This is a genomic window from Pseudomonas sp. A125 (assembly GCF_055409485.1).
Genome location: NZ_JBUZVP010000003.1, coordinates 207728 through 231657, shown reverse-complemented (window position 1 = coordinate 231657; position 23930 = coordinate 207728). Strand labels below are relative to the sequence as shown.

The 23930-nt window shown below is 59.3% G+C and carries 25 protein-coding genes and 1 tRNA gene; 21 read left to right on the top strand and 5 right to left on the bottom strand.

What is annotated here, in order from left to right:
- The first annotated feature begins 13 nt into the window (after positions 1-13).
- The 7 genes from ACZRN6_RS06120 to ACZRN6_RS06090 are packed head-to-tail and all read left to right on the top strand — an operon-like array spanning position 14 to position 6982.
- Entirely contained in the window at positions 14-973 is a 960-nt protein-coding gene (locus tag ACZRN6_RS06120) for a substrate-binding domain-containing protein (RefSeq protein WP_464007458.1), read from the top strand.
- A gap of 58 nt (positions 974-1031) precedes the next feature.
- Positions 1032-2585 (top strand): sugar ABC transporter ATP-binding protein, encoded by a 1554-nt coding sequence (locus ACZRN6_RS06115; protein ID WP_322144306.1) that lies wholly within the window; start codon positions 1032-1034, stop codon positions 2583-2585.
- Positions 2582-3559, top strand: coding sequence for an ABC transporter permease (locus tag ACZRN6_RS06110; RefSeq protein ID WP_076014612.1), 978 nt, complete (start codon positions 2582-2584; stop codon positions 3557-3559). The genes ACZRN6_RS06115 and ACZRN6_RS06110 overlap by 4 nt, the downstream gene beginning before the upstream one ends.
- A gap of 3 nt (positions 3560-3562) precedes the next feature.
- Positions 3563-4585, top strand: a complete 1023-nt coding sequence (locus tag ACZRN6_RS06105) for a LacI family DNA-binding transcriptional regulator (protein ID WP_322144307.1) — start codon at positions 3563-3565, stop codon at positions 4583-4585.
- A gap of 23 nt (positions 4586-4608) precedes the next feature.
- Positions 4609-5526 carry a ribokinase gene (gene rbsK, locus ACZRN6_RS06100; RefSeq protein ID WP_464007457.1) on the top strand — a complete coding sequence of 306 codons (918 nt, stop codon included), beginning with the start codon at positions 4609-4611 and terminating at the stop codon, positions 5524-5526.
- A complete protein-coding gene (gene rbsD / locus ACZRN6_RS06095; protein WP_322144309.1) occupies positions 5523-5927 on the top strand; it encodes a D-ribose pyranase in 405 nt (134 codons plus the stop codon). The genes rbsK and rbsD overlap by 4 nt, the downstream gene beginning before the upstream one ends.
- A 26-nt stretch (positions 5928-5953) precedes the next feature.
- On the top strand, positions 5954-6982 hold the full coding sequence (locus ACZRN6_RS06090) for a nucleoside hydrolase (RefSeq protein WP_322144310.1): 1029 nt from the start codon (positions 5954-5956) through the stop codon (positions 6980-6982).
- A gap of 34 nt (positions 6983-7016) precedes the next feature.
- Here ACZRN6_RS06090 and ACZRN6_RS06085 read toward each other — a convergent pair whose 3' ends face one another.
- Positions 7017-7229: a hypothetical protein gene (locus ACZRN6_RS06085; protein WP_464007456.1), complete on the bottom strand. Its 213-nt coding sequence runs from the start codon at positions 7227-7229 to the stop codon at positions 7017-7019.
- 145 nt (positions 7230-7374) lie between these two features.
- Here ACZRN6_RS06085 and ACZRN6_RS06080 point away from each other — a divergent pair, with 145 nt between their 5' ends.
- Positions 7375-7680, top strand: coding sequence for a hypothetical protein (locus tag ACZRN6_RS06080; RefSeq protein WP_322144312.1), 306 nt, complete (start codon positions 7375-7377; stop codon positions 7678-7680).
- A 147-nt stretch (positions 7681-7827) separates the two neighbouring features.
- A complete protein-coding gene (locus ACZRN6_RS06075; RefSeq protein ID WP_464007455.1) occupies positions 7828-8148 on the top strand; it encodes an I78 family peptidase inhibitor in 321 nt (106 codons plus the stop codon).
- A gap of 72 nt (positions 8149-8220) precedes the next feature.
- On the opposite strand, the gene ACZRN6_RS06070 is transcribed toward ACZRN6_RS06075, so the two are convergent.
- Both ACZRN6_RS06070 and ACZRN6_RS06065 read right to left on the bottom strand, forming a co-directional pair.
- Positions 8221-8433 (bottom strand): cold-shock protein, encoded by a 213-nt coding sequence (locus ACZRN6_RS06070; RefSeq protein ID WP_003234260.1) that lies wholly within the window; start codon positions 8431-8433, stop codon positions 8221-8223.
- Positions 8434-8722: 289 nt separating this feature from the next.
- Positions 8723-9037, bottom strand: coding sequence for a hypothetical protein (locus tag ACZRN6_RS06065; RefSeq protein ID WP_464007528.1), 315 nt, complete (start codon positions 9035-9037; stop codon positions 8723-8725).
- Positions 9038-9400: 363 nt separating this feature from the next.
- On the opposite strand from ACZRN6_RS06065, the gene thrS reads away from it, so the two are divergent.
- The 9 genes from thrS (at position 9401) to ACZRN6_RS06020 (ending at position 16854) form a co-directional block, all read left to right on the top strand.
- The gene (thrS, locus tag ACZRN6_RS06060) at positions 9401-11323 is read left to right on the top strand and encodes a threonine--tRNA ligase (protein ID WP_236411112.1); all 1923 of its coding nucleotides are present in this window, start codon (positions 9401-9403) and stop codon (positions 11321-11323) included.
- Entirely contained in the window at positions 11323-11874 is a 552-nt protein-coding gene (gene infC / locus ACZRN6_RS06055; RefSeq protein ID WP_205900002.1) for a translation initiation factor IF-3, read from the top strand. Before thrS ends, infC begins: the two co-directional genes overlap by 1 nt.
- 59 nt (positions 11875-11933) lie before the next feature.
- Entirely contained in the window at positions 11934-12128 is a 195-nt protein-coding gene (gene rpmI / locus ACZRN6_RS06050; protein WP_002553160.1) for a 50S ribosomal protein L35, read from the top strand.
- Between the two features lie 28 nt (positions 12129-12156).
- Positions 12157-12513, top strand: coding sequence for a 50S ribosomal protein L20 (rplT, locus tag ACZRN6_RS06045; protein ID WP_003219940.1), 357 nt, complete (start codon positions 12157-12159; stop codon positions 12511-12513).
- 109 nt (positions 12514-12622) lie between these two features.
- Entirely contained in the window at positions 12623-13639 is a 1017-nt protein-coding gene (gene pheS / locus ACZRN6_RS06040; RefSeq protein ID WP_003219939.1) for a phenylalanine--tRNA ligase subunit alpha, read from the top strand.
- Between the two features lie 26 nt (positions 13640-13665).
- Positions 13666-16044 carry a phenylalanine--tRNA ligase subunit beta gene (gene pheT / locus ACZRN6_RS06035; RefSeq protein ID WP_464007454.1) on the top strand — a complete coding sequence of 793 codons (2379 nt, stop codon included), beginning with the start codon at positions 13666-13668 and terminating at the stop codon, positions 16042-16044.
- Positions 16045-16047: 3 nt separating this feature from the next.
- A complete protein-coding gene (gene ihfA, locus ACZRN6_RS06030; RefSeq protein ID WP_002553164.1) occupies positions 16048-16350 on the top strand; it encodes an integration host factor subunit alpha in 303 nt (100 codons plus the stop codon).
- On the top strand, positions 16331-16687 hold the full coding sequence (locus ACZRN6_RS06025) for a MerR family transcriptional regulator (protein WP_003219935.1): 357 nt from the start codon (positions 16331-16333) through the stop codon (positions 16685-16687). Before ihfA ends, ACZRN6_RS06025 begins: the two co-directional genes overlap by 20 nt.
- A gap of 90 nt (positions 16688-16777) precedes the next feature.
- Positions 16778-16854 (top strand) — tRNA-Pro (locus ACZRN6_RS06020).
- A 68-nt stretch (positions 16855-16922) separates the two neighbouring features.
- Here the strand turns inward: ACZRN6_RS06020 and ACZRN6_RS06015 are convergent.
- Together ACZRN6_RS06015 and ACZRN6_RS06010 are read right to left on the bottom strand one after the other, a co-directional pair.
- The gene (locus ACZRN6_RS06015; protein ID WP_464007453.1) at positions 16923-17291 is read right to left on the bottom strand and encodes a hypothetical protein; all 369 of its coding nucleotides are present in this window, start codon (positions 17289-17291) and stop codon (positions 16923-16925) included.
- Between the two features lie 141 nt (positions 17292-17432).
- Complete coding sequence (locus ACZRN6_RS06010; RefSeq protein ID WP_464007452.1) at positions 17433-19583, bottom strand: TonB-dependent receptor family protein; 2151 nt, start codon at positions 19581-19583, stop codon at positions 17433-17435.
- Positions 19584-20015: 432 nt separating this feature from the next.
- On the opposite strand from ACZRN6_RS06010, the gene ACZRN6_RS06005 reads away from it, so the two are divergent.
- Genes ACZRN6_RS06005 through ACZRN6_RS05995 form a run of 3 tightly spaced genes read left to right on the top strand, consistent with a single transcriptional unit; the run spans position 20016 to position 23925 of the window.
- Complete coding sequence (locus ACZRN6_RS06005) at positions 20016-21719, top strand: ABC transporter substrate-binding protein (protein WP_464007451.1); 1704 nt, start codon at positions 20016-20018, stop codon at positions 21717-21719.
- A complete protein-coding gene (locus ACZRN6_RS06000; RefSeq protein WP_322144444.1) occupies positions 21716-22648 on the top strand; it encodes an ABC transporter permease in 933 nt (310 codons plus the stop codon). Before ACZRN6_RS06005 ends, ACZRN6_RS06000 begins: the two co-directional genes overlap by 4 nt.
- 23 nt (positions 22649-22671) lie before the next feature.
- On the top strand, positions 22672-23925 hold the full coding sequence (locus ACZRN6_RS05995; protein WP_464007450.1) for an acyl-CoA dehydrogenase family protein: 1254 nt from the start codon (positions 22672-22674) through the stop codon (positions 23923-23925).
- Positions 23926-23930 lie beyond the last annotated feature (5 nt).

Below are 23930 nucleotides of genomic sequence, written 5' to 3'. Positions count from 1 at the left end.
TCGGAGTGAACCCATGAAGCTGCCATTTGCTGGACGTCTTCTTGCTGTCGCTGTGCTTGCTGCCGCATCCGCCGCCCTGCCTCTTTCCTCTGTATTTGCTGCCGAGACCGCCGCCAAACCCAAGGTCGGCCTGGTCATGAAGTCCCTCGCCAACGAATTCTTCGTCACCATGCAAGACGGTGCCAAGGAATACCAGAAGGCGCACTCCGCTGATTTCGACATGATCACCAACGGGATCAAGAACGAAACCGATACCTCCGCGCAGATTGATATCGTCAATCAGATGATCCTGTCCAAGGTTGACGCGATTGTCATTGCTCCCGCCGACTCGAAAGCCTTGGTTACCGTGCTGAAAAAAGCCTCGGATAAGGGCATCAAGATCGTCAACATCGACAACCGTCTTGACGTGGACGTGCTGAAAAGCAAATCCCTGGATATTCCGTTTGTGGGCCCCGACAACCGCAAGGGCGCTCGCCTGGTCGGTGAAGAACTGGCCAAGCACCTCACCAAAGGTGACCAGGTTGGCATCATCGAAGGCGTGTCCACCACCACCAACGCCCAGCAGCGTACCGCGGGCTTCAAGGACGCGATGGATGCCGCCGGCATGAAGATCGTCTCCACCCAGTCCGGTGAGTGGGAAATCGACAAGGGCAACGCGATTGCCGCTGCAATGCTCCAGGCAAACCCGAACATCAAGGCACTGTTGGCCGGTAACGACAACATGGCCCTGGGCGCAGTCTCCGCCGTGCGTGGCGCTGGCAAGGCCGGCAAAGTGCTCGTGGTGGGCTACGACAACATCGAGGCCATCAAGCCGATGCTGCAGGACGGCCGTGTCCTGGCCACCGCCGACCAGGCGGCTGCCCAGCAAGCCGTTTTCGGTATCCAGAACGCCCTGAAGCTGGTCAAGGGTGAAAAAGTCGATGCCGTGGATGGCATGATCGAAACCCCGGTCGAACTCATCCTCAAGAAGTAATTCCCGGCAGCACCAAACAGCGTCCGCTCACCCCGAGCGGACGCCTGGAGACGTTCCTATGTCATCTTCCGCACCGAACGCTGTCCTCTCGGTCAGCGGTATCGGCAAGACCTATGCCCAACCGGTTCTATCCGACATCACCCTGACGCTCAATCGTGGGGAAGTGTTGGCGCTTACCGGTGAGAATGGCGCAGGTAAAAGTACCCTGTCGAAGATTATCGGCGGGCTGGTTACACCGACCGACGGCCAGATGCAGTTCAATGGCCAGGCCTACACGCCGGGCAGCCGGACCCAGGCTGAAGAGCAGGGCATCCGCATGGTCATGCAGGAACTCAACCTGCTGCCGACCCTGACCGTCGCCGAAAACCTGTTCCTCGACAACCTGCCCAGCCACGGTGGCTGGATCAGCCGCAAGCAACTGCGCAAGGCCGCCATCGAAGCCATGGCCCAGGTTGGCCTGGACGCCATCGACCCGGACACCCTGGTCGGCAGCCTCGGTATCGGCCACCAACAAATGGTCGAGATCGCCCGCAACCTGATTGGCGATTGCCACGTACTGATCCTTGACGAACCCACGGCGATGTTGACTGCCCGTGAAGTCGAGATGCTGTTTGAACAAATTACCCGCCTGCAAGCCCGGGGCGTGTCGATCATCTATATTTCCCACCGGCTCGAAGAACTGGCCCGTGTCGCCCAGCGCATTGCGGTATTGCGTGACGGCAAGCTGGTGTGTGTCGAGCCGATGGCCAATTACAACAGTGAGCAACTGGTCACGCTGATGGTGGGCCGCGAACTGGGCGAGAAAATCGACCTGGGCCCGCGCACCATTGGCGCGCCGCTGTTGACGGTAAAAGGCCTGACCCGCTCGGACAAGGTCCGCGATGTGTCCTTTGAAGTGCGTGCCGGTGAAATCTACGGCATCTCCGGCCTGATCGGGGCTGGCCGTACGGAGTTGTTGCGCCTGATCTTCGGCGCCGATATCGCCGACAGCGGCACGGTGGCACTGGGCACACCCGCGCAAGTTGTCAGCATTCGTTCGCCCGTCGACGCGGTAGGTCACGGCATCGCCCTGATCACCGAGGACCGCAAGGGCGAAGGCCTGCTGCTGACCCAATCGATCGGCGCCAATATCGCATTGGGCAACATGCCTAAGGTCTCCAGCGGTGGGCTGGTCAATAGTCGTGACGAAACGGCCTTGGCCAAGCGCCAGGTCGACGCCATGCGCATCCGCAGTTCCAGCACGGCGCAGTTGGTGTCGGAGTTGTCGGGCGGCAACCAGCAGAAGGTGGTGATTGGCCGCTGGCTGGAGCGCGATTGCGCGGTGATGCTGTTCGATGAGCCCACCCGGGGAATCGACGTCGGCGCCAAATTCGATATTTACGCCTTGCTCGGCGACTTGACCCGCCAGGGTAAAGCGCTGGTGGTGGTGTCCAGCGACCTGCGTGAGCTGATGCTGATCTGCGACCGTATCGGCGTGCTCTCCGCCGGGCGCCTGATCGAGACCTTCGAGCGCGACAGCTGGACCCAGGACGAATTGCTTGCGGCCGCATTTGCCGGCTATCAGAAACGTGATGCGCTGCTCAACGACGCAGCGCCTAGGAATACCCCATGAAAACCACTTCCTCTCCCGCAAAACGTGGCGGCAACTTCTATGGCCTGGGCACCTACCTGGGCCTGGCCGGTGCCTTGCTGGCGATGATTGCGTTGTTCTCGTTCCTGAGCGACCACTTCCTCTCGTACGACACCTTCAGCACCCTGGCCAACCAGATTCCCGACCTGATGGTGTTGGCGGTTGGCATGACCTTCGTGCTGATCATCGGTGGCATCGACTTGTCGGTAGGTTCCGTGTTGGCGCTGGCCGCTTCGGCCGTCAGCGTGGCGATTCTCGGCTGGGGCTGGAGTGTGTTACCGGCCGCCATACTGGGCATGGGCTGCGCGGCGTTGGCCGGGACCATTACCGGCTCTATTACGGTGGCGTGGCGCATCCCGTCGTTCATCGTGTCACTCGGCGTGCTGGAAATGGCCCGCGGCGTGGCGTACCAGATGACCGGCTCGCGCACCGCCTACATCGGTGATTCATTTGCCTGGTTGTCCAACCCGGTGGCCTTCGGCATCTCACCTTCGTTCATCATTGCGTTGCTGGTGATCATCGCCGCGCAACTGGTGTTGACGCGTACTGTGTTTGGTCGATACCTGATCGGCATCGGCACCAACGAGGAGGCCGTGCGCCTCGCTGGGATCAATCCCAAGCCGTACAAAATCCTGGTGTTCAGCCTGATGGGCCTGTTGGCCGGCGTGGCGGCACTGTTTCAGATTTCGCGCCTTGAAGCGGCGGATCCAAACGCCGGTTCCGGCCTTGAGCTGCAAGTCATCGCTGCGGTGGTAATCGGCGGCACCAGCCTGATGGGCGGGCGTGGCTCGGTGATCAGTACCTTCTTCGGCGTGCTGATTATCTCGGTACTGGCGGCAGGGCTGGCGCAAATTGGCGCCACCGAACCGACCAAACGTATCATCACCGGTGCCGTGATCGTGATCGCGGTGGTGCTGGATACTTACCGCAGCCAGCGCGCCAGTCGGCGAGCCTGAGCCATGGCAACGATCAAGGATGTGGCCGCGCTTGCAGGGATTTCCTACACCACCGTGTCCCATGTGGTAAACAAGACGCGCCCGGTCAGTGAGCACGTACGGATCAAGGTCGAGGCTGCCATCAAGCAGCTCGACTACGTGCCCAGTGCGGTCGCGCGATCGCTGAAGGCCAAGACCACGGCGACCATCGGCCTGCTGGTGCCCAACAGCCTCAACCCGTATTTTGCGGAATTGGCCCGGGGCATCGAGGATTACTGCGAACGGAACGGCTATTGCGTGATCCTCTGCAACTCCGACGATAATGCCGAAAAGCAGCGCAGCTACCTGAGGGTGCTGCTGGAAAAACGCATCGACGGCTTGATCGTGACCTCGGTAGGCGGCGACGACAGCGGCCTGGCGACGGGCCTCAAAGCGGTGCGCACGCCCATGGTCATCGTCGACCGTGCGCTTGACGGGATCGATGTGGACCTGGTGCGTATCGACCACGAACAGGGCGCCTACCTGGCGACCCGACACTTGCTGGACCTGGGGCACCGCGACATAGCCTGCATTGGTGGTCCGGGCCATACCCGAGTCGCGCAGATGCGTATGGCGGGTTATTACCGCGCCCTGGCCGAGGCGGGCCTTGAAGCCCTTGCGGGCCGTGTGCTGGAAAGTGATTTCACCAGCACCGGTGGTTACGCTGCTGCCGCCCAATTGCTGGCGGATAACCCGCCCAGCGCGATTTTTGCCGGCAACGACATGATCGGTTTCGGTGTATTGCGCGCGGCTGCCGAGCGCAATATCCGGGTGCCCGGCGAGCTGTCGGTGATCGGGTTTGATGATATCCAGATGAGCCAGTACGTGTACCCGGCGCTGACCACGGTGGGCCAGTCGATCCTGCAGTTGGGAGAGATGGCGGCCGAGCTTTTATTGCGACGAATTGCGACACCCCAATTGCCGATCGATCAACGCATCGTGACGCCGAGTATTGTCTTGCGCGAGTCGACGGCGCCGTTGGCCGGCGTGTTTGCCCAATACCGCTGAACCGAATTGATGAGTACTGATGTATGCCAGCAAAAGTAGTGGTAATAGGCAGCCTGAACATGGACCTGGTCACCCGGGCCAGCCGGCTGCCCCGCGCCGGTGAAACCCTGATCGGCCAATCGTTTTCCACCGTCCCGGGCGGCAAGGGCGCGAACCAGGCGGTCGCTTCGGCGCGGCTGGGTGCGCAGGTGGCAATGGTCGGCTGCGTGGGCACGGATGCCTATGGCGCGCAATTGCGCGATGCGCTGTTGGTGGAGGGGATTGACTGCCAGGCCGTCAGCAGCGTCGACGGTTCCAGTGGCGTGGCGCTGATTGTGGTGGATGACAGCAGCCAGAATGCGATCGTGATCGTCGCCGGCGGCAATGGCGAGCTCACGCCAGCCAAGCTGCAGACATTTGACAGTGTGCTGCAGGCCGCCGACGTCATCGTCTGCCAGCTTGAAACACCGATGGACACAGTGGGGCATGCCCTCAAGCGCGGTCGCGAACTGGGCAAGACAGTGATCCTGAATCCGGCACCGGCCAGTGGCCCGCTGCCTGCAGATTGGTACGCCGCCATCGATTACCTGATCCCCAACGAAAGCGAGGCCTCGGCCTTGAGCGGCGTGGTGGTCGACTCCCTGGACAGCGCCAAGGTCGCCGCAACGCGGTTGATCAAGGCCGGCGCCGGCAAAGTAATCATTACCCTGGGTTCCGAGGGCGCGTTGTTTGCCGATGGCAAAGGCTTTGAGCACCTGGTGGCGCCCAAGGTCAAGGCGGTCGATACCACGGCTGCCGGCGACACCTTCGTAGGTGGTTTTGCGGCGGCGCTGGCCAACGGCAAGAGCGAGGCTGAAGCCATTCGTTTTGGCCAGGTGGCGGCCGCATTGTCGGTGACCCGCGCCGGTGCACAACCCTCTATTCCCACATCGCACGACGTCCAAGGTTTTGTGCCCTCATGAAAAAGACTCCTCTGCTCAATATTGCGCTGTCGCGGCTGATCGCGTCCCTCGGCCATGGCGACATTCTGGTGATCGGTGATGCCGGCCTGCCGGTGCCGCCGGGCGTCGAACTGATCGACTTGGCACTGACCAAAGGCATCCCGGATTTCGTCAGCACCTTGCGCATCGTGCTCAGCGAAATGCAGGTGGAAAGCCACGTGCTCGCGGAAGAAATCCTGCTCAAGCAACCGCCGGCCCTGACGGACCTCAACACCCTGACCGAGCAGGCCGCCCTCGGCGAGCGCCGCCTGGTCAGCCATGAAGAGTTCAAACATCTCAGCCGCAAGGCGAGGGCGGTGGTGCGCACCGGCGAGTGCCAGCCTTATTGCAATATTGCGCTGGTCTCCGGCGTAACGTTCTAGAATTTCTCAACGACAAGGAGTGCGTCATGCAACGTGGTACCCAAACCCTGCGACACCTGTTCCGGAGTGTGCTGCTTTTGTCCGTGCTGACCGCTGCAAGCGCCCACGCGGCGGAAAAAATCGACCTGATCATCGACACCGACCCGGGTGCCGATGACGTAGTTGCCTTGCTGTTTGCCATGGCCTCGCCCGATGAGCTGCAGATCCGCGCGCTGACCACCGTGGCTGGCAACGTGCGCCTGGACAAGACCTCGCGCAATGCACGGCTGGCCCGGGAGTGGGCGGGGCGCGAGGATATTCCGGTATACGCCGGTGCCCCGAAACCCATGCTGCGCACGCCGATCTATGCCGAAAACATCCACGGCAAGGAAGGTATCTCCGGTGTCACCGTGCATGAGCCGAAAAAAGGCCTGGCCGAAGGCAACGCCGTTGATTACCTGATCAAGACTCTCAGCACCGCCAAGCCCCACAGCATTACCCTCGCCATGCTCGGCCCGCAGACCAACCTGGCGCTGGCATTGACCCAAGCGCCGGAGATTACTCAAGGCATCAAGGAAGTGGTGGTGATGGGCGGCGCGCACTTCAACGGTGGCAATATCACGCCAGTGGCCGAGTTCAACCTGTTCGCAGACCCAATCGCGGCCGAAATCGTGCTTAAAAGTGGCGTCAAGCTGACTTACCTGCCGCTGGACGTGACCCACAAGGTGCTGACCAGCGAAGCGCGCCTGAAGCAAATCGCTGCACTGAACAACAACGCGAGCAAAGTGGTGGGCGATATTCTCAATGAATACGTCAAGGGCGACATGGAGCACTACGGCATCCCGGGTGGCCCGGTGCATGACGCTACCGTCATTGCCTATCTGCTCAAGCCTTCGCTGTTCAGCGGCCGTGAGGTCAATGTGGTGGTGGACAGCCGTGAAGGTCCAACCTTTGGCCAGACCATCGTTGATTGGTATGACGGTTTGAAACAGCCCAAGAATGCGTTCTGGGTTGAAAACGGCGATGCCCAAGGCTTCTTCGACCTGTTGACCGAGCGCCTCGGCCGCCTGAAGTAAAGCGGTTTGCCGGTCGGCGTTCGCCGGCTGGTTCTTACTCGCGTTCGGGGTCGTGCGCCCCCGGGTGATCGGCTGGGTATTTCTCGAATACCTGGCCGATAAATGCCTGTGCGGCCTGGGTGCCCAATGCCTTCACCAGCAGATCAATACCGATGATTGCCAACTCTTCCGGGCTTCCGGGGCTGTAGGAGCCCTGCCCATGGGGCCACTTGGCTTTGATGTCGGCATGGATCGTCACGGTGGTCATGGATGTCTCGCGAGGCTGAAAGGCTGTTGGTGCGTTATCTGGCGTGTGGAGTTAACCATTTTGCGCGACGTTTGGCACTGCTACTTAGGCATGAGGGCAGGGCTGTGCGACACTGCCCGCCTGTTTAATTGCCAGGGCAAACCGCGTGCAGATTGATTTGACCAACCCCGATAACCTCACGCTGGGGGCTGTTCGCCAGATGCTTGCGTCTGCCAGCGACAACGTTCACACCCAATTGCGTGTCACCAGGGCGGGCATTGCCTACATCTCTTCGGGCGTGGTGGGCGGTGTTGATATCGACGGCCTGCTGTTCCGCCTCGAAACCTGGGCTGCGGGTTCCGGTTATGTCGGCAACGTGGCAGCCAGCGATGAGGTGTGGGTGATGCAGATTTTCAACGCGCTCAAGCAAAACTGGCCGAAGCCGCCGTTTGACTACATCGACATCTACTGACTGCATTCATATCTGGTGACGATTGATTCGCCTGTGGCGCGTGTCGAGTCAGGCAGACTGGCCCATGGCCCATTGTGACAATTCTGAAACCAATCGGCCAAACCACGGTCGCACGATCTCTGTCCATTTTTTCTCAAAGGAGGCTTCATGCCTGGGAAGCTCGCATCATTCGGTACTTTGTTGGCTGCGCTTGTGTTGTCGGGTTGCAGCACCCCGGGTACCTCTGAGCCAGCCAAAGACACGGCCGCGGCCGATGCTGGTCACAGCCGCTGTGAGGCAAAGGCTGCCGAATTCGCGGTTGGCCAGAAGGCTTCGCCACAACTGCTGGAGCAGGCCCGCAGCCGCGCCGGTGCGCAGAATGCACGCATTCTCAAGCCCGATGACATGGTCACTCTGGAATACCGTTCTGATCGCCTGAACCTCAACACCGACGACAACCTGGTGATCAATCGGGTCAATTGCGGCTGATTAGCCCAAGGCTTTTATAGCGCCCATAAAAAACCCCGTCACATGGACGGGGTTTTTTGGCTCAGCAGAGAATTACTCGCCGCGAACCTGTGCAGCTTGCATACCCTTTTGGCCTTTCTCAGCCACGAAGGAAACGGTTTGGCCTTCTTTCAGGCTTTTGAAACCGTCGCTTTCGATAGCTTTGAAGTGTACGAACAGGTCGTCACCGCCACCTTGAGGAGTGATGAAGCCGAAGCCTTTTTCATCGTTGAACCATTTAACGGTGCCGGTTTGGCGATTAGACATGGTGTATCTCCAAGAAACATATATTTTCAGTAGTGCTGTGCTGCTCAGGCCAACTGGGCACACCGAGCTATCATAGTCGAAATGTTCGGCTTGGGAGCCCCCCCAAGGCATTGTTTGCTAGTCAATCGCGTTGTGTTTCATGCCTTGGTTGGCTGAAAGCCCCGAACTACGGGGCTTTCGCATGAAATACCAGCTGTTAAAAAAAGCCGTAAAAGCTGCGTAATTTGTGAGAAATGGCAGTTTTTGGGGCGTTTTTTGGTGTTTTACGGGGGCTGCCGAGGCGCCAGGTTTACTTTTTCTTGACGACCTTGCACGACGAAATGGCGCCAACGGCCTTGTTTTTCAGTTCCGGCGACGCGTTCTGATTGGTCATCAGTTCCTTGATCTCGGCAGTACTCAATTCGGCATTGATTTTGTCGGCACCGCATTCGCAGTGGTCTTTGGCTGTCTTGGCATCAACGTTCTGACTGGCAGCTGCGCTGCAATCCTTGACGAAGCTTTCCCGCGCACCGGCAGGCCAGTTCGAAGGCGCAGCGGCGTGTGCGCCCAGGGAAATGAGGGTCAGGGATGCGGCAAGGGCGAAAGTCGAGGTAAAACGCATGATTAAATGCTCCTGGAGTCGTGGACGAACGGTGATTCTCGGTGTGTTTGAGGCCCGCCGTACAGTTCAAGTTCACTTTTGCCCATATAAAGCCGGGAATTTGCGTTTCCTGAGGCCGGGCGGGCGTCATGACCGTTCATCTGTGCTAGCATCTTTCGCCTGGCTATTTCCCGGTGTGCCCTTTGCCGCCTGCCAGGTTCTTTTTGTTTAACTCCAGTCACTCTGGTTCGATTATCGGTTGGCCGAAAGGCTCCTGCCGCTGTAAGGCAGGCGTTCATCATTGAACGGCCTGGTGTTGGATCTTGTACTGGCTCATCCCAACCCACGTGACCTTTGGTAGGGGTCACCACTAGGAGAGGAGGCGCCATGCCAACTATTACTCTTCCCGACGGCAGTCAACGTTCATTCGATCATTCGGTTTCCGTAGCCGAGGTCGCCGCATCCATTGGTGCAGGCCTGGCCAAGGCCACCGTGGCCGGCAAGGTCGACGGCAAGCTGGTTGATGCCAGCGACCTGATCACCGCCGATGCCAGCCTGCAAATCATCACGCCCAAGGATCAAGAGGGGCTGGAGATCATTCGCCACTCTTGCGCGCACCTGATTGGCCATGCGGTCAAGCAGCTGTACCCGACGGCGAAAATGGTGATCGGCCCGGTCATCGATGAAGGCTTCTATTACGACATCGCCTACGAGCGTCCTTTTACGCCCGACGACCTGGCGGCCATCGAGCAGCGCATGCACGCGCTGATCGAGAAAGATTACGACGTCATCAAGAAAGTCACTCCGCGCGCCGAAGTGATCGACGTGTTTACCGCTCGCGGCGAAGACTACAAGCTGCGCCTGGTGGAAGACATGCCAGACGAGCAGGCCATGGGCCTGTATTACCACGAAGAATACGTCGACATGTGCCGTGGCCCGCACGTGCCGAACACGCGCTTCCTCAAGTCGTTCAAGTTGACGAAGCTGTCCGGTGCCTACTGGCGCGGTGACGCCAAGAATGAACAACTGCAGCGGATCTACGGCACTGCCTGGGCTGACAAGAAGCAACTGGCGGCCTATATCCAGCGCATCGAAGAAGCCGAAAAACGCGACCATCGCAAGATCGGCAAGCGCCTGAACCTGTTTCACCTCCAGGAGGAAGCGCCGGGCATGGTGTTCTGGCACCCAAACGGCTGGACCCTGTACCAGGTGCTTGAACAGTACATGCGCAAAGTTCAGCGCGACAACGGCTACCTGGAGATCAAGACGCCGCAAGTCGTTGACCGCAGCCTGTGGGAGAAATCCGGGCACTGGGCCAACTACGCCGACAACATGTTCACCACTCAGTCGGAAAACCGCGACTACGCCATCAAGCCGATGAACTGCCCGTGCCATGTACAGGTGTTCAACCAGGGCCTGAAAAGCTACCGCGAGTTGCCGATGCGCCTGGCCGAGTTCGGTGCCTGCCACCGTAACGAGCCATCGGGTGCACTGCACGGCATCATGCGTGTGCGTGGCTTCACTCAGGATGACGCGCACATCTTCTGCACCGAAGAGCAGATGCAGGCCGAATCCGCTGCGTTCATCAAGCTGACCATGGACGTGTACCGCGATTTCGGCTTCACCGAAGTCGAGATGAAGCTGTCCACTCGTCCGGAAAAACGCGTTGGCTCCGACGAGCTGTGGGATCGCGCAGAAGCTGCACTGGCCGCAGCACTGGACAGTGCGGGGCTTGCGTACGACCTGCAGCCGGGCGAGGGCGCGTTCTACGGTCCGAAGATCGAATTCTCGCTGAAAGATTGCCTTGGTCGCGTCTGGCAGTGTGGTACCCTGCAGCTCGATTTTAACCTGCCGATCCGTCTTGGAGCCGAATACGTCTCCGAAGATAACAGCCGTAAACACCCGGTTATGCTGCACCGGGCGATTCTTGGTTCGTTCGAGCGGTTCGTCGGGATCCTGATCGAGCACTACGAGGGTGCGTTCCCTGCGTGGCTGGCTCCGACCCAGGCAGTGATCATGAATATCACTGATAAACAGGCAGATTTTGCCGCTGAAGTTGAAAAAACTCTCAATGAAAGCGGATTTCGTGCCAAGTCCGACTTGAGAAATGAAAAGATCGGCTTTAAAATCCGCGAGCATACTTTGCTCAAGGTTCCCTATCTTTTGGTTATCGGAGATCGGGAAGTCGAGATGCAGACTGTCGCTGTGCGTACTCGTGAAGGTGCTGACCTGGGCTCGATGCCCGTCGCCCAGTTCGCTGAGTTCCTCGCGCAAGCGGTTTCCCGGCGTGGTCGCCCAGATTCGGAGTAATTATTATTAAGCGTGAAATGAGACAAGATAAACGAGCTGCACCGAAAGCCCCGATCAACGAGAATATCTCGGCACGCGAGGTTCGGTTAATTGGCGCTGACGGCGAGCAGATTGGCATCGTCTCGATTGATGAAGCGCTTCGTATTGCTGAAGAGTCCAAATTGGACCTGGTGGAAATCTCCGCCGATGCAATCCCGCCCGTTTGCCGGGTGATGGACTACGGCAAGTCGATCTTCGAAAAGAAGAAGCAGATTGCCGCGGCGAAGAAGAACCAGAAGCAGATTCAAGTAAAAGAAATCAAGTTTCGTCCAGGGACGGAGGAAGGGGATTACCAGGTAAAACTGCGCAACCTGGTACGTTTCCTGAGTGATGGGGACAGGGCCAAGGTATCCTTGCGATTCCGCGGCCGTGAGATGGCCCACCAGGAGCTGGGGATGGAACTCCTCAAGCGGGTTGAAGGTGACCTGCTCGAGTACGGTTCGGTCGAACAGCATCCTAAGATGGAAGGACGCCAGCTTATTATGGTCATCGCCCCGAAAAAGAAGAAGTAATCAATAGGGCACGGCAGGCCTTCTGATTATGTTTATCAACTGAATGCGGAGTACCGAACATGCCAAAGATGAAAACTAAAAGTGGTGCTGCTAAGCGGTTTCTGAAAACTGCTAACGGTATCAAGCACAAGCACGCTTTCAAGAGCCACATCCTGACTAAAATGTCGACCAAGCGTAAGCGTCAACTGCGCGGTAGCAGCTTGCTGCATCCGTCTGACGTTGCAAAAGTCGAGCGCATGCTGCGCCTTCGTTAATTTTAGTCAAGAATAGAGGAAGTAACTCATGGCTCGTGTAAAGCGTGGCGTCATGGCGCGTAAGCGCCACAAGAAAATTCTGAAACTTGCTAAAGGCTACTACGGCGCGCGTTCACGCGTATTCCGTGTTGCCAAGCAAGCGGTTATCAAGGCTGGCCAATACGCCTACCGTGACCGTCGTCAGAAAAAACGTCAGTTCCGCGCTCTGTGGATCGCTCGTATCAACGCTGGTGCACGTGTTAACGGTCTGTCCTACAGCCGTTTCATCGCTGGCCTGAAAAAAGCGTCCATCGAGATCGACCGTAAGGTTCTGGCTGATCTGGCAGTGAACGAAAAAGCGGCGTTTGCTGCGATTGTCGAGAAAGCTAAAGCCACCTTGGCTTAAGTACCCCCGACAGTCACTGTGGGTCGCTTCCGCGGCCCACGGTGTTAAACGTCTTAAATAGGGGAAGAGCCTTCAAGCTCTTCCCCTATTTTGTATCTGGAGTCTGTACATGGAAAACCTGGATGCGCTGGTCTCTCAAGCACTAGAGGCTGTGCAAAGCGCAGAAGATATCAATGCCCTGGAGCAAATCCGGGTTCACTACCTTGGCAAAAAGGGTGAATTGACTCAGGTGATGAAGACCCTGGGGAATTTGCCGGCTGAAGAGCGTCCGCAAGTCGGTGCGCTGATCAACGTGGCCAAGGAGCGTGTTACAGAGGTTCTCAATGCGCGCAAGGCGTCGCTCGAGGAGGCCGATCTTGCGGCCAAGCTCGCCGCCGAGTCCATTGACGTGACCCTGCCTGGCCGTGGCCAGACCTCGGGCGGCCTGCATCCGATTACCCGGACTCTGGAACGTATCGAGCAGTTCTTCACCCACATTGGCTACGGCATTGCCGAAGGCCCTGAGGTCGAAGACGACTATCACAACTTCGAGGCGCTCAACATCCCAGGCCATCACCCGGCCCGGTCGATGCATGACACCTTCTATTTCAATGCGAACATGCTGCTGCGCACCCATACCTCTCCGGTACAGGTCCGCACCATGGAATCGCAGAAGCCGCCTATCCGCATCGTCTGCCCAGGCCGTGTGTACCGCAGCGACTCCGATATCACCCACTCGCCGATGTTCCACCAGGTCGAAGGCCTGCTGGTTGATCGCGACATCAACTTCGCCGACCTCAAAGGCACCATCGAAGAGTTCCTGCGGGTGTTCTTCGAGAAAGAGCTGGCGGTGCGTTTTCGTCCCTCGTTCTTCCCGTTCACCGAGCCGTCCGCTGAAGTCGACATGGAATGCGTGATGTGCAGCGGTAAAGGCTGCCGCGTCTGCAAACAGACCGGCTGGCTGGAAGTGATGGGTTGCGGCATGGTTCACCCCAACGTGCTGCGTATGTCCGGGATCGACCCGGAAGAATTCTCGGGCTTTGCCTTCGGCATGGGCGTTGAGCGTCTGGCCATGCTGCGTTACGGCGTGAACGACTTGCGTCTGTTCTTCGACAACGACTTGCGGTTCCTCGCGCAATTTCGCTAGTCGTAACGGATCTTTAGGAGAGCAGGATGAAATTCAGTGAACAATGGCTGCGTGGCTGGGTAAGCCCGCAGGTAAGTCGCGACGAGCTGGTTGCCCGTCTGTCGATGGCCGGCCTTGAGGTCGATAGCGTTACGCCGGCCGCCGGTGTTTTCAGCGGCGTGGTAGTGGGCGAGGTGTTGAGCACCGAGCAACACCCGGATGCCGACAAATTGCGTGTGTGCCAGGTCAGTAATGGCGCGCAAACCTTCCAGGTCGTGTGCGGCGCGCCAAACGTGCGCCCGGGCCTGAAAATCCCGTTCGCCATGATTGGTGCCGAACTGCCGGGCGACTTCAAGATCAAGAAGGCCAAGCTGCGCGGTGTCGAGTCCAACGGCATGCTGTGCTCCCAGGCAGAGCTGCAAGTGGGTGAAGGCAACGATGGCCTGATGGAACTACCGGCCGACGCGCCAGTGGGCCAGGACATCCGTGTTTACCTGGAACTGGAAGACGCCAGCATCGAGGTCGACCTGACCCCGAACCGCGGCGACTGCCTGTCCCTCGCTGGCCTGGCGCGTGAAGTCGGCGCGCTGTACGCCGCGCCCGTCACCCGCCCAGTGGTTGCTGCCGTTCCTGCGGTGCACGACGAAGTGCGTTCCATCGAAGTGCTGGCACCCAACGCCTGCCCACGTTACCTGGGGCGCGTGATCCGTAACGTCGACCTGTCCAAGCCAACCCCGCTGTGGATGGTTGAGCGTCTGCGCCGTTCCGAAGTGCGCAGCATCGATGCTGCCGTCGACATCACCAACTACGTGATGCTGGAGCTGGGCCAGCCGCTGCACGCATTCGACCTCGCCGAAATCAACGGTGGCATCCGCGTTCGCATGGCCGAGGAAGGCGAGAAGCTGGTGCTGCTCGACGGCCAGGAAGTCAGCCTGCGTGCCGACACCCTGGTGATCGCTGACCATTCCCGCGCCCTGGCGATTGCCGGCGTGATGGGTGGCGAGCACAGCGGCGTGTCCGCAACCACTCGTGACATATTCCTCGAAAGCGCGTTTTTCGATCAGATCGCCATCGCCGGCAAGGCCCGTTCCTACGGCCTGCACACCGATGCCTCGCACCGCTACGAGCGTGGCGTGGACTGGCAACTGGCCCGTGAAGCCATGGAGCGCGCCACTGGCCTGCTGCTGGAAATCACTGGCGGCGAAGCCGGCCCGATCATCGAAACCGTCAGCGAGCAGCACCTGCCGTCGGTTGCACCGATCATCCTGCGCGCCAGGGCCGTTGAGCAAATGCTCGGCTTGGTGATTGACCCGGTAGAAATCGAGCGCCTGCTGTCGGCACTCGGCCTCGGTATCTGCGCGGGTGAAGCAGGGCAGTGGCACGTCGAAGTGCCAAGCCATCGTTTCGATATCAGCCTGGAAGTCGACCTGATCGAAGAACTGGCCCGCCTGTACGGCTACAACCGCCTGCCGGTTCGTTACCCGCAAGCGCGCCTGGCGCCACAACCGAAGGCCGAAGCCCGTGCGCACCTCCCGGAACTGCGCCGGCTGCTGGTAGCTCGTGGTTATCAGGAAGCGGTGACCTACAGCTTCATCGATCCAAAGCAATTCGAACTGTTCAACCCGGGTGTCGAACCGCTGTTGTTGGCCAACCCGATTTCCAACGACATGGCCGCCATGCGCTCGTCGCTGTGGCCGGGCCTGGTTAAAGCGCTGTCCCACAACCTGAACCGCCAGCAAGACCGCGTGCGCATGTTCGAAAGCGGCCTGCGTTTTGTTGGCCAACTCGATGGCCTGAAGCAAGAGCCGATGCTGGCTGGCGTAGTCTGTGGCAGCCGTCTGCCGGAAGGCTGGGCGCAAGGTCGCGACACCGTCGACTTCTTCGACGTCAAGGCTGATGTGGAAGCGGTTTTGGGTTTTGCCGGTGCACTGGATGCCTTCACGTTCACCCCGGGCAGCCACCCGGCGTTGCACCCGGGCCAGACAGCACGTATCGAACGTGAAGGTCGCCTGGTGGGCTTCGTGGGTGCAATTCACCCAGAACTGTCGAAAACCCTGGGGCTGGACCGTCCAGTCTTCGTTTTTGAGCTAGTCTTGGCTGAAGTCGCCTCGGGCAAAATGCCTAAATTCAGCGAGTTGTCGCGTTTCCCTGAAGTACGACGTGACTTGGCGCTGATCGCCGATCAAGGTATTGCGGCCAGTGCTGTTTTGGACGTAATCCGTGAAAATGCAGGGGAATGGCTGACAGACCTCAGGCTATTTGACGTTTATCAGGGTAAAGGCATTGATCCGCATAGAAAAAGCCTTGCAGTTGGCTTGACCTGGCAGCATCCATCGCGCACTCTTAATGACGATGAGGTGAATACCACGACGCAAAATATCCTCACCTCGCTCGAACAAAGGTTGAACGCCACGTTAAGGAAGTGACGTATGGGGGCTTTGACGAAAGCTGAGATGGCGGAACGTCTGTATGAAGAGCTGGGCCTGAACAAGCGCGAGGCCAAGGAATTGGTCGAGCTCTTCTTTGAAGAAATCAGGCACGCTCTTGAAGACAACGAACAGGTCAAATTGTCCGGTTTCGGCAATTTTGACCTGCGGGACAAACGCCAGCGGCCTGGCCGCAATCCAAAAACGGGAGAAGAAATCCCGATCACGGCTCGCCGTGTGGTCACCTTTCGTCCAGGGCAGAAGTTGAAGGCCCGAGTTGAGGCTTATGCTGGAACCAAGTCATAACGACGAACTGCCCGTCATCCCTGGCAAACGCTACTTCACCATTGGTGAAGTCAGCGAGCTTTGTGCGGTAAAGCCGCACGTGCTGCGCTATTGGGAGCAGGAGTTTCCTCAACTCAACCCCGTCAAACGCACTGGGAACCGTCGGTATTATCAGCGCCAGGATGTGCTGATGATCCGACAGATCCGCGCGTTGCTGTACGACCAGGGGTTTACCATCAGTGGTGCGCGCCAGCGTATGTCCGGTGATGAAGCAAAAGATGACACCACCCAATACAAGCAAATGATCCGCCAGATGATCTCCGAACTGGAAGATGTGCTGGTGGTTTTAAAGAAATAATTCCGGCTTTTAAAATACTTCCACATTTCAAAAGCTTGCGGTATATTCCTGATCGCTTCGTTGCGAAGCGAACCCAGTAACACGCCTAGTCGGGGCGTAGCGCAGTCCGGTAGCGCACTAGCATGGGGTGCTAGGGGTCGAGTGTTCGAATCACTCCGTCCCGACCATATTTTTCAGTAATTGAGCCGAACTGTCGCCAGTCCGGCTTTTTTGCGTCCCGGGATTATGCCGCGACTCACCAACTCCCCATAAACCAGAACCGTGCCAGCTTGACCTGGGTTCTCATGGCTGACCGGCCCGTATTGCAATCGCTTTCCCGTTCTTCAGCAGAGCGAGACGGCGGCTTTTTGATACCGGGCTTCAGGCCATCCTGATAGGTGGATTCAAATTCCGGGCTCGCCTCTGAAAGCAGCTGAATGGATTTTGCATAATCATCCTCAAGATCCTGAGGCAGTGTTCCGCACGCCGCTTTGGTGTTTTTGTATAGCTGTCCCCACATGTACCCCGACTTGTCTGGCGTATTGAGTTCTGTAAAGCTGTCCGCAGTCGCAGACAGGCTGAAGACGCCAAGCACGATTGCGGTCGTCAAGCTTTTTTCGAGCATCCTGGTATGGCCTTCCATGGGTTGAAGGTCAGCTTTATACAACGCCTCTCACGGTGGCGTCCTTTTTTCAGTGATCAACGCTGATGCACGATGGCTGAGGCTACGCCGTAAGCTCAACCATCGATGGTTCATAAAGGCCTGCTAGTAGCGCATTTCCACCGCCACATAAGCCCCAATCCCATCCCCCGGATACAACGACGCCGTATCCTGCCCCTTCGCGTCATACAACGGCTGCACCGCCGTCACGTATTTCTGATTGGTCAGGTTCTTCAAATCCAGCGACACCTTCCAGTCCTTACTCGGCGTTTCATACCCCACGTTCGCCCCGAAGATCGTGTAGGAGGGCGCGTAGAAGCTGTTGGCATAGTCCACCGCTGTGCGCGAGGCCGACTGCACATTCACTCCGGTATAGAAGCCTGCCGGATGCTGATACTGCACTTCGCCCTGGTAGATATGTTTCGGAATCCCCGGCAATTGGTTGTCGCCGAAGGTCGGGTCGTGCCGGTAGTAGAAGTCGTTGTAGGTATACACCTGGCGCAGGGTGATTTTTTCACCCGAGGTGTTTTCCCACAGGCGCGTATTCAACCCGGCCTCGATCCCTTGGTGGATCGTCGGTGTGGCGTTGAACGCGCCGGTCACCGCCGCAGCGCTGGACGTCGCCGGAATGATCTGCACGTTGAGTAATTCGTTTTGCACCCACGAACGGTACAGCGCCAGGCTGCCGTCGAAGATGCCTGATGAGCCCTTGATCCCGACTTCCACGGTGTTGGCTTTCTGTTCCACCAGTGGCCGTACATACGGCGAAGTCGGCCCGGAGCCGGAGTATTCCCACGACGCCGGTGGGTCGACGGAGCGGCTGACGTTGGCGAACACTTGCAGTTGTGGGTTGAACTCGTAGCGCACACCGACTCGTGGAGCAAGGCTCCAGTTGTCGTAGGTCACGTCGCTCGGGTAAGTGGTGGTGTTGGCAACCAGCGACTCCTTGACGTCGGCATGGCGGCGCACGTTGATCGCCGAGACGCCGCTGGTCAGCCATAGGCCGTCGACCAGTTCGAGGTCGTTGCCCAGGGAGAACACGTGGTCGAACGAGGAGCTATAGTCGACGAACTTGCGCGTCTGTTTGTTGGCGAAGGTGGAGTCGACCTGGCCCTTGAGGTGTTCGGTGGAGGTGAAGGCCAGGCTGGAGCGGCTTTCGTGGCCGAACAGCGTGTCGCGGCGGTCGTAGTTGATCACGGCGCTCAGGTCATGCCAGTCCCAGTAGCTGGGGTTGCTTGGGCTGTTCGGGCTGTTGTTGTGGGCGTACTGGTAGTAGACGAAACCCACCGATAGGGTGGCGTCGTCGTCGAAGGTGTAGGTGGTCTTGCTGCCGGCCCATACGCTGCCGGGTCGGCGGCTGCCGGCGCCGCTGCTTTCGGCGGTGGCGCTGGCGCGGTCGGAGTGATGCTTGACCGCGTCCAGGGTGGTGGCGCTTGGGTCGTTGTGGAACTCGTCGCGGTAACGCAGCATCACCCGGGTTTCGAGTTGCGGGCTGAAGCGGTAGCCAAAGTTGGCCACCACGCCCTGGCTTTTCGACAGGCTGTAGTCGCGGTAGCCATCACTGCGGTAGTTGTCGGCATTGAGATAGTAATCAAAAGCACCCTCGACGCCGCCGACACTCAGGCTTTGTTTGTTGTAGCCGTAGCTCCCTGTTTCCGCGCGCACCCGCAGGCCGGGCGCGGTGTAGCCGGTCTGGTTGACGAAGTTGATGGCGCCGCCAAGGCTCAACGCGCCGTACTGGAAGGCGTTGGCGCCGCGCAGGATTTCGGTGTAGTTCACCCCCGAGCCGTTGAGGAATTCGTAGGGTGTGCCGCCTGGGCCGGTGATCGGCAGGCCGTCGAACAGGAACTTGATGCCCTCGCGGAAATACCCCGGCGAGGTGTTGGCGCCCGATCCACGGATGGAAATCTTGGCCGCGTCATTACCGCCGGTGGACTGCACAAACACGCCCGGCTGATAGGCGAGGGTGTCCTGCAAGGTAGCGGTCCGCCCCTTGCCCACCTGTTCACTGTCCACCACGCTGGTGCCCCCTGGCACTTCGGACAACTGACTCTTCGCCGCCTCAACGGGCGTGATTTTTTGTGCCTCTACCGTGACTGTTTTCAGCCGCGTCCCGGTGGATGGCGCGACTTCGTCATCGGCTTGTACGCCGGCTGAAAATACCACGGCTGAACCCAGTCCCAGCATCGCCAGCCAAGTTGCTTGCCGCACGGCAAGTGTCAACTTTTGCAACTCTCCCCGAAAGATTTGATCCATTAAGCGTGTTCCTTGTGAATAGATAAATGAGCCCCAGCTTTCTATTCGAATAGTCATGCCTGTTTCGCTCTGAGCAGTTTCTGTGCCAACGCTATTTATCAAGAATTACGGTGGCTTAGTGAGGTCGAAGTGTTCTGCGCGGTACTTTGTTTTGAACCACTGTTTGATTCTAAACAGCCAACTTGGTGGCTCGGTTTTGCTACAACTGTCGCGAACCAGACAGTTGATAAGCAGTGTGTAAGGCTGCCAACAATTCAAGGCTGTCTATCGGGTATAACGATATAAGTGTTTGGTTGTATGGCCTTTGTTTGTAAGGGTTTTTGGCTTGTTTTGTCGTCGGGATCGCATTTGTTGAAGACTGGCATGCTCGCTGCATTACACCCTGTAGTTGCAAACTTTCGGTGTTTATAGAGTTTCTCTAAGGAAGCGTAATTGACAACCATCCTGAAACTTTCGGCGGTTATTTCACTGTGCCTGGCGATCACTGCCTGTTCGCCGGCTGCGGCACCCAAACATGAAACTTCGGCGGCCGACGGCATCGTCACCAATGGTGTGGTGACTTATTCTGAGGCGGACTTTCATGAGTTGTCATCGGGGCGTCGCGGGGGAACTTTGCGTGTATCAGCCGCTTCCGACGCCGACAGTTTCGATGTTCACGCACTGTCCAACGGCAACATCCAGTGGATGGGCCGAATCCTCTTCGATTGCCTGGTGTATCAGGATGAGCAGGGCAATATCAGCCCCTGGCTGGCCCGCTCCTGGGACATTTCCGAAGACGGCAAGACCTACACCTTTCACCTGCGCGACGACGTGACCTTCAGCGACGGCGAAAAATTCAACGCCCAGGCGCTGCAAACCAACCTGGAACACATGCGCGATCCGGCGACCAAGTCCCCGCTGGCAGCGGCGTATATCGCGCCGTATCTGGATGGCAAGGTCATCGACGACTTCACCTTCGAAGCCCATTTGCGCGAACCCTACACGCCATTTCTCGACGTGCTGGCGCAGTCCTGGTTGAGCATGATTTCGCCCAAGCAGATCCGTGAAGCGCCCAAGACCATCGCCGAACACCCCATCGGCAGCGGTCCCTTCATCTTGCAGAGCTATACCCGTGACCAGGGCGCGGTGTTCATCAAGCGCCCCGGCTACCACTGGGCACCGCCGGTGACGCGCCATAAGGGGGAGGCGTACCTGGACCGTATCGAGTTGAGCTATGTCCCCGAAGCCATGATTCGCTTCACGGCACTTGAGTCCGGCCAGTCGGATTTCGCCATCGACGCGCCGGCCCAGAATGCTGCCGCGATTCGCGCCAGCCCCGACCTGGTGATGCGCAGCCGGATTCGCAAAGGCAACCCGAGCCGCAGCATGGTGTTCAACGTCGAGCAGCCACCCTTTGATGATGTGCGGGTACGCCGTGCGGTGGCCAAGGCTATAGACAGCGAAGGGTTGGCATGGATTTCCGGCTTCGGCGAATACATCGCCAAAGCCGACTTTCTGGCGGCGAACACGCAGTTTTATCAACCCAACAAAGAGGCGTTGGCCTACGACGTCAAGGCGGCCAATGCCTTGCTTGACGATGCCGGCTGGACCGGGCGCGATGCCGGGGGCTATCGCACTAAAGGCGGGGAGCGCCTGAAGGCGACCCTGTTGACCTTCAGTAACCCGGCCTTTCCCCCCAGTGTCTCGGTGGCTATCCAGGCCGACCTGAAAAAAATCGGCTTCGAAATGCCCATCGAGCTACTGCCGCTGACGCGCGTAATCGAAAGGCGCTACGCCGGGCAATTCCAGGCACTGGCGGACGGTTACTGGCACACCAACACACCCGATGGCCTGTTCGTGCTCTATCACAGCGACTCCATCAGTACCGACAAAAGAATCGGCCAGAACGTCGGGCATTTTCGCGACGCCGAGCTGGATCGAGTACTCAGCGCTGCGCGTCGGTCCCGCGATCCGGTCGAGTTGCAGGCGCTTTACGGTGAAGCGCAAAAGCGCCTGACCGAGACCGTGCCCTCGGTGCCCTCCCTTGAGGCCCAAGTACTCAGCGCCTATGGTCGCCAAGTGCAGGGCGTGATTTTTGATACCTCCCACAACGTGCCATTTTTCACCAGCGTCTGGCTGGACCGGGGGCAACCATGAGCCTGTTCAAATCCATTGGCTGGCGCCTGCTGGCAGGTGTTGGTGTGCTGTGGGGCGCGGCGACGCTGACCTTTCTGGCTGTCAACTTCAGCGGCGGTGACACTGCCCTGGCAGTCCTTGGTGGCCCCGGAGCGCTGCCTACGCCGGAGTTGTTGGCCAGGGTGCGTGCTGAATATGGCCTGGACCAACCGCTGATTGTGCAATACGGCCATTATCTGATGCGCCTGGCCCATGGCGACCTGGGCGAGTCCTACCGTCTGCGCATCCCGGTGCAACAGGCGATTGCCGAGCAGATCGGCTCAACCATTCAGCTGTCTCTGAGCGCTGCGTTGCTCGCAGTGGTGCTGGCACTGGTCTGCGCGATCCTCACCGCCAACCGTTCGCGCTGGGTTCGCTCAGCCGTCTCAGGCACCGAGCTGGTGCTGTCTTCCGCGCCTTCGTTCGTGATCGGCATGCTGCTGTTGCTGGTGTTCTCGTTTCACTGGCACTGGCTACCGCCGTCCGGTTCCGTGGGCTGGCGCTCGTTGATTCTGCCTACCGTGTCGCTGGCATTGCCGGTAGCGGCGGTGCTGACCCAGCTGTTGCGTCAGTCCCTGGAAGACACCCTGGAGCAACCCTTTATCGCCATGGCCCGAGCACGCGGCTTGTCTGAAACCGCCGTGCGCCTGCGCCATGCCTTGCGCCACGCGCTGGTGCCGTTGGTGACCCTGGCCGGCTTTGTGTTCGCCAGCCTGCTGGGCGGCGCGGTGGTGGTGGAATTGCTGTTTGCACGCCAGGGCATCGGGCGCTTGATGCTCGACGCCACCAGCAACAAGGACGTGCCGATGGTGCTGGGCGTGACCCTGCTCGCGGCCACGGTGTACGTGCTGGTGAACCTGGCCGTTGATTTGATCAACCGCTGGATTGACCCCCGGGCCAATCCAGCGTGAGTGCCTTTGAAGAAGGAAAAACCATGAGTGCTTCGATCTCCACTGAAGTGAGTTATGCCGACTTGCACCAGCGTTTCGCTGACGTATTTGCCCGGATAGCCGACACCGCCGTCGCCCGTGAACAGCAGCGCGAGCTGGCGCATGACGCGGTGGCATGGCTGCGCGAGGCCGGCTTTGGAGCCCTGCGCGTGCCGCAGGCCTTGGGTGGCCTGGGTGCGAGCCTGCCGCAGTTGTTCCGCCTGTTGATCGAGCTGGGCGAGGCCGACTCAAACCTGCCACAGATCGTGCGCGCGCATTTCGGTTTCGTCGAAGGCCGGCTTTCCAGCCGCGACAGCGCTTCCCAGGACTACTGGTTCGCCAAAGTCGTCGACGGCGAACTGTGGGGTGCCGCGATGGCCGAGCGCACCGACACCACCCGTAACTCGGTAACTCTCAGCGCAGTCGACTCCGGCTGGCAACTGGATGGCGAGAAGTACTACTGCACCGGCACGCTGTACGCCAACTGGATCGCCGCCGTCGCGCTGGATGGCGAGGATTTTGTCAGCCTCGCGGTACGTACCGATGCACCGGGTGTCACCGTCGAGGACGACTGGGACGGCTTCGGCCAACGCCTCACCGGCAGCGGCACCACGCGCTTCAAGGCGGTCGACGTACCGGCGCAGCACATCGTGCGGCGCTTCAAGAAAGACGAGCTGCGCGCCGAGTCCTACCTGAGTGCGTTCTACCAGCTGTTCCACCTGGCGACCCTCGCCGGTATCGCCAACGCGGTGCTGCGCGACGCCACCGAATTCGTCAAGGGTCGCACCCGTGCGTTTGGCGTACCGGGGCAATCCAGTCCCAAGGACGATCCGCTGGTACAGCGGGTGATCGGCCGGCTGTCGAGCCTGGCCTATGCCGCCCGCACTCAGGTGCTGGCCGTCGCCGAGGTGCTGCAGCAAGCGCACGAAGCGGAGCAGGGCGGCTACGCCAACGAACAGCATTACACCGAGGCCGAGATTCGCGCCTTCCAGGCGCAACAGATCGTGCTGGAACAGGTGCTGGAAGCCACCACGTTGCTGTTCGAAGTCGGCGGCGCCTCTGCCACCAGCGAGTCGCGGCGCTTCGACCGGCATTGGCGCAACGCGCGAACCCTGGCCTCCCACAACCCGGCGATTTTTCGCGAGCGGGCCCTGGGCAATTACTACCTCAACGACGTCACCCCCAATGCCGCCTGGCGCAGCCTGCAAGCCGCCGACGCCGAGCAGCAGGCCGCCCGCGACGAAGCGAGCGCGGTATGAGCCTT